Genomic DNA, 5,570 nt, shown 5'->3' with positions numbered 1-5,570 from the left:
GACCTCCGGCCGCCACCGCTCAGGTCAGTTGCCCGTGAGCTTCTCGCGAAGCGCGGCGAGCGCCTCGTCCGAAGCCAGCGTGCCACCGGCCTCCTCGACCGGAGCCGAGGAGTAGCTGGTGCTGCCGCCGCCACCGGCCGGCGCGGCCGGGGCCTCGGACGACGCCTCGGTGTCCGCGGTGAGCGCCTCGGCGACCTGCTTGCGGTGCGCGGTCCAGCGCTCGTGCGCCTTGGCGTACTCCGCCTCCCACGACTCGCGCTGGGTCTCGAAGCCCTCGAGCCACTCGTTGGTCTCCGGGTCGAAGCCCTCCGGGTACTTGTAGTTCCCGGCCTCGTCGTACTCGGCGGCCATGCCGTACAGCGCGGGGTCGAAGTCCTCGGACTCCGGGTCCACGCCCTCGTTGGCCTGCTTGAGCGACAGCGAGATGCGGCGGCGCTCCAGGTCGATGTCGATGACCTTGACGAACACCTCGGCACCGACGGTGACGACCTGCTCCGGCAGCTCGACGTGGCGCACGGCCAGCTCCGAGATGTGGACCAGGCCCTCGATGCCGTCCTCGACGCGCACGAACGCACCGAACGGAACCAGCTTGGTGACCTTACCCGGCACGACCTGACCGATGGCGTGCGTACGGGCGAAGGTCTGCCACGGGTCCTCCTGCGTCGCCTTCAGCGACAGGGAGACACGCTCGCGGTCGAAGTCGACGTCGAGCACCTCGACGGTGACCTCCTGGCCCACCTCGACGACCTCGGACGGGTGGTCGATGTGCTTCCAGGACAGCTCGGAGACGTGCACCAGACCGTCGACGCCGCCGAGGTCCACGAACGCACCGAAGTTGACGATCGAGGAGACGACACCCGGGCGCACCTGGCCCTTCTGCAGCGTCTGCAGGAAGGTCGAGCGAACCTCGGACTGCGTCTGCTCGAGCCAGGCACGGCGCGAGAGCACGACGTTGTTGCGGTTCTTGTCGAGCTCGATGATCTTGGCCTCGATCTCCTTGCCGACGTACGGCTGGAGGTCGCGGACACGACGCATCTCCACGAGGGAGGCGGGGAGGAAGCCGCGCAGGCCGATGTCGAGGATGAGGCCACCCTTGACGACCTCGATGACGGTGCCGGTGACGACGCCGTCCTCCTCCTTGATCTTCTCGATCGTGCCCCAGGCGCGCTCGTACTGTGCGCGCTTCTTGGACAGGATCAGGCGGCCTTCCTTGTCCTCCTTCTGGAGGACCAGGGCCTCGACGGCGTCGCCGACGGCGACAACCTCGCCAGGGTCGACGTCGTGCTTGATCGAGAGCTCCCGGGACGGGATGACACCCTCGGTCTTGTAGCCGATGTCGAGAAGGACCTCGTCACGGTCCACCTTGACGATCGTGCCTTCGACGATGTCACCATCGTTGAAGTACTTGATGGTGGCGTCGATGGCAGCAAGGAAGTCCTCCTCGGTGCCGATGTCGTTGACGGCAACCTGGGGTGCGGACTTCGCAGGGGTGGAGATGGTCATTGAGTTCGATGCTCCGATGCGGACATGGCGTAGTACGGACAGGGTCTGTTTGAGCTCTGCTTGTGCGGTGCTCGTGAGGTGCCGGTAGGTCGCCGGAAGGCGCACGGCACCGCCAGTCATCCTAGTGGCGCGGCAGCACCCTGGTCAACGCGAGCCAGGGTGGCGCGAGCCGCACGGATCGGGTGCCCGACGCTCAGAGCGCGAGCTCCAGATCCTTGCCCGGGATGGCGTCCAGCAGCGCCCGGGTGTAGTCGGTGGCCGGCGAGTCGAAGACCGAGTCGACGGTGCCCTCCTCGACCACGCGACCCTGCTGCATGACGAGCACGCGGTCGGCGATCTGCCGCACGACGGCGAGGTCGTGCGTGATGAAGAGGTAGGTCAGCCCCAGCTCCTCCTGCAGGCCGGCGAGCAGCTGCAGGATCTGGGCCTGGACCACGACGTCGAGCGCCGAGACCGCCTCGTCGCACACCACGAGCTCGGGCGACAGCGCCAGCGCGCGGGCGATCGCCACGCGCTGCCGCTGGCCGCCGGACAGCTCGGACGGGAACCGCCGCAGCTGGCCCTTGCTGAGCGCCACCTGCTCCGCGAGCTCCTCCACGCGGGCGCGGCGGGCCGCGGCGTCGCCGTAGTCGTGCGCGCGCAGCGGCTCCTCGATCGCCCGGAACACCGAGTAGAGCGGGTCCAGCGAGGAGTACGGGTCCTGGAACACGGGCTGCACCCGACGCCGGTAGGCGATCTGCTCCTTGTGCTTGCCGGCGCCCACGAGGCCGCCGTCGAAGGTGATGGAACCCGTGGTGGGCTTCTCGATGTCGAGGATCATCCGGGCCAGGGTCGACTTGCCCGAGCCGGACTCCCCCACCACGGCCACGGTGGAGCCGCGCGGGATGTCGAGGCTCACGCCGTCGACGGCGGTGAAGTCCTTGCTGCGCGACAGCAGCCCGCCGCCGCGGATCGAGAAGACCTTGCTCACGTCCTTGACGGAGACGAGCACGTCGGCGTCGGTCGCGCCGTCGGCGGCCGTCTCCTCGCCCGGGGCCAGCAGCGCGTCGTCCAGCACGTCCTCCAGGCCGCGCTCGCGCGCGATCTCGATGCGGCGCGAGGCGAGCGACGGGGCCGCGGCCATGAGGCGCTTGGTGTAGTCGTGCTGCGGCGCGGTGAGCACCTGGCGGGCCGGGCCCTGCTCCACGATCTCGCCGTGGTACATGACCACCACGATGTCGGCGCGCTCGGCCGCGAGGCCGAGGTCGTGCGTGATGAGCAGCACCGCGGTGCCGAGCTCCTCGGTCAGGCCGGAGAGCTGGTCCAGGATGCCGCGCTGCACGGTCACGTCCAGGGCCGACGTCGGCTCGTCCGCGACGAGCAGGGCCGGGCGGCCGGACAGGCCCATGGCGATGAGCGCCCGCTGGCGCATGCCGCCGGAGAACTCGTGCGGGTACTGGCCGGCCCGGCGCGCGGCGTCGGGCAGGCCCACCTCGTCGAGCAGCTCGACGGTGCGGGCGCGCGCGTCGCGGCGCGTCCGCAGGCCGTTGTCGATCAGGCCCTCGTCGATCTGCTGCCCGATCCGCAGGATCGGGTTGAGGTTGGTCATCGGGTCCTGGGGCACCAGGCCGAGCTCGGTGCCTCGCAGCTGCGCCATGCGCTGCGCGCTGATGTGGCCCAGGTCCTCGTCCTTGAACCAGATGTGACCCTCGGCCACGGACCCGTTGCTGGCCAGCAGCCCCAGCACCGCCATGGCGAGCGTGGTCTTGCCCGAGCCGGACTCCCCCACGATCGCGACGGTCTGGCCGCGCCGGACGGTCAGGTTGGCGTTCGCCACGGCGCGGGCGGGGCCGCCCTCGGTCCGGAAGTCGACGCTCAGGTTCTCGACCCGCAGGACGACGTCCTCCGCGGGGGCGTCCACCGGGGCGTCGACGGGCGCGTCGGCAGGGGCGTCGACGGGTGCGTCCACGGGGCCGTCCACCGGGACGTCGGCCGTGTTGTCAGCGATGTCGGTCATCGTCGGGTCCTGTTCCGGGGGTCGAGGGCCTCGCGCAGGCTCTCGCCCACGAGGGTGAAGCCGAGGGCCGTGATCGCGATGCAGAGACCCGGCAGGATCGCCAGGCGCGGTGCGACCGCGAGCTCCTGCTGCGCGGCCGTCAGCATGCGCCCCCACTCCGCGGTGGACGGCTCGCCGCCGCCCAGGCCGAGGAAGGAGAGCGCCGCGGCCTCGATCACTGCCGTGGCCAGGGTCAGCGTCGCCTGCACGATGACGGGGCCGATGCTGTTGGGCAGCACGTGGCTCATGGTCACCGACCGGCGGCTGAGGCCCAGCGCGGACGCGGCCAGCACGTAGTCCTGGCCGCGCTGCGCGAGCATCGAGCCGCGCAGCAGGCGGGCGAAGATCGGGATCTGCACCACACCGATGGCGATGATCACCGACATCGAGGACTGGCCGGCGATCGCCGCGATCGAGACCGCCAGGAGCAGGGAGGGCACCGACAGCATCAGGTCCACCAGGCGCATGACGCCGAAGTCGACCCACCTGCCCAGCCAGCCGGCGAGCAGGCCCAGCAGCATGCCGCCGACGAGGCCGAACAGCGTGGACAGCACGCCGACCAGGAGCGAGGCCTGCGCGCCCCAGATCAGCTTGCTCAGCACGTCGCCGCCGTAGCGGTCCAGGCCGAGCGGGTACTCGGCCGACGGCCCGGGGATCATGGTGGGCCGCACGTCGGCGCGGCCCGGCAGCTCGGTGGGGCCGTACGGGGCCAGCAGCGGAGCGAGCACCGCCACGAGGACGAACACGGCGACGATGACGAAGCCGATGATCGCGACGGGGTTGCGGCGCAGGGTGCGCCAGGCGCGCGCCCAGACGCCCTCGCCGGCATGGTCCTCCCCGCCGGGTCCGTCGCCGTGGATGCTGGTACGGAGCGGCTCGGCGGCCACGCCGTCGGTCACAGGAAGCTCGTTGGCGCTCACTGCTGCCTCCTCAACCGAGGGTCGATCAGCCCGTACGACACGTCGACGAGCAGGTTTACGAGGGCGTAGACCACGGCGATCATGAGCACGAAGCCCTGCATGACCGGGTAGTCCGCGTTGAAGACGGAGTCCGCGAGGAAGCTGCCGATGCCGCTGAACGCGAAGACGGTCTCGGTGAGCACCGCTCCGGACAGCAGCAGGCCGACCTGCAGGCCGATGGTGGTGACCACGGGGAGCATGGCGTTCTTCAGGACATGGTCCCCGCGCAGGCGGGCGGGCTTGATGCCCTTGGCCCGCGCCGTGCGGACGTAGTCGGCGTTCTGCACCTCGGAGACGGCGGCCCGCGTCATGCGGGCCACGATCGCGAGCGGGATGGTGCCGAGTGCGATGCCCGGCAGGATCAGGTGCACCAACGCGTCCCAGGCCGCGTCCCACTCACCGGTGAGCAGGCCGTCCAGCACGTAGAAGTTCGTCGGGTGCGTCGCGACCATCGTGGCGCTCTGCCGCCCCGTCGTCGGGAACCAGCCGAGCTCGACGGCGAACACGTACTTCAGGATGAAGGCCAGGAAGAACACAGGCACCGTGACGCCGATCAGCGAGACCACGACCGCCGAGTGGTCGACGACCGAGCCGGCCCGGCGGGCCGCCACGTAGCCGAGCGGGATGCCGATGCCGATCGCGAAGACCAGCGCCACCACGGTGAGCTCGATCGTCGCGGGGAACCGCGTGAGGAACTCGTCGATCACGGGCCGGCCGCTCTGCAGCGAGGTACCGAAGTCGCCCTGCAGCAACCGCCCGAGGTACTTGCCGTACTGCACGATCACGGGCTGGTCGAGGCCGAGCTGGGCCTCGATCTCGGCGGCGGCCTCGGGGGTGTACCGCTCGCCGAGCATGGCCTGCACGGGCCCGCCGGGCAGGGCGCGAACCCAGCCGAACAGCAGGATCGACAGGCCCAGCAGGATGGGTATCAGGAGCAGCAGGCGCTGCACGATCAGTCTGAGCATCGTTCCTCGACAGACATGCGTTCATCGGTCCCCCGGGCAACCGGCTCGTGGCCGGCCCGTCGTCCGCGCCACCCTGCTGCCGCCGCACGGCGCGGGGGACGAGGAGCC

General features: G+C 70.6%; 4 protein-coding genes. All 4 read right to left on the bottom strand.

Annotation, left to right across the window (positions count from 1 at the left end; translation table 11 throughout):
- Nucleotides 1–24: 24 nt before the first annotated feature.
- The gene (rpsA, locus tag ACFWEJ_RS26845) at nucleotides 25–1,503 is read right to left on the bottom strand and encodes a 30S ribosomal protein S1 (protein WP_182616821.1); all 1,479 of its coding nucleotides are present in this window, start codon (nucleotides 1,501–1,503) and stop codon (nucleotides 25–27) included.
- 193 nt (nucleotides 1,504–1,696) lie between these two features.
- Nucleotides 1,697–3,499 carry a dipeptide ABC transporter ATP-binding protein gene (locus ACFWEJ_RS26840; protein ID WP_377232227.1) on the bottom strand — a complete coding sequence of 601 codons (1,803 nt, stop codon included), beginning with the start codon at nucleotides 3,497–3,499 and terminating at the stop codon, nucleotides 1,697–1,699.
- Nucleotides 3,496–4,398 (bottom strand): ABC transporter permease, encoded by a 903-nt coding sequence (locus ACFWEJ_RS26835; RefSeq protein ID WP_377232228.1) that lies wholly within the window; start codon nucleotides 4,396–4,398, stop codon nucleotides 3,496–3,498. Before ACFWEJ_RS26835 ends, ACFWEJ_RS26840 begins: the two co-directional genes overlap by 4 nt.
- Before the next feature lie 56 nt (nucleotides 4,399–4,454).
- Complete coding sequence (locus ACFWEJ_RS26830) at nucleotides 4,455–5,462, bottom strand: ABC transporter permease (RefSeq protein WP_377232226.1); 1,008 nt, start codon at nucleotides 5,460–5,462, stop codon at nucleotides 4,455–4,457.
- Nucleotides 5,463–5,570: the final 108 nt, after the last annotated feature.

It is taken from the genome of Promicromonospora sp. NPDC060204 (assembly GCF_042728455.1).
Taxonomy (GTDB): domain Bacteria; phylum Actinomycetota; class Actinomycetes; order Actinomycetales; family Cellulomonadaceae; genus Promicromonospora.
Note: the sequence above shows the minus strand (reverse complement) of the source record. Positions and strands in the feature narration are given on the sequence as shown.

Coding starts and splice junctions, on each gene's coding strand:
- rpsA (WP_182616821.1), bottom strand. CDS start 1,503: ATGACCATCTCCACCCCTGCGAAGTCCGCACCCCAGGTTGCCGTCAAC.
- ACFWEJ_RS26840 (WP_377232227.1), bottom strand. CDS start 3,499: ATGACCGACATCGCTGACAACACGGCCGACGTCCCGGTGGACGGCCCC.
- ACFWEJ_RS26830 (WP_377232226.1), bottom strand. CDS start 5,462: ATGCTCAGACTGATCGTGCAGCGCCTGCTGCTCCTGATACCCATCCTG.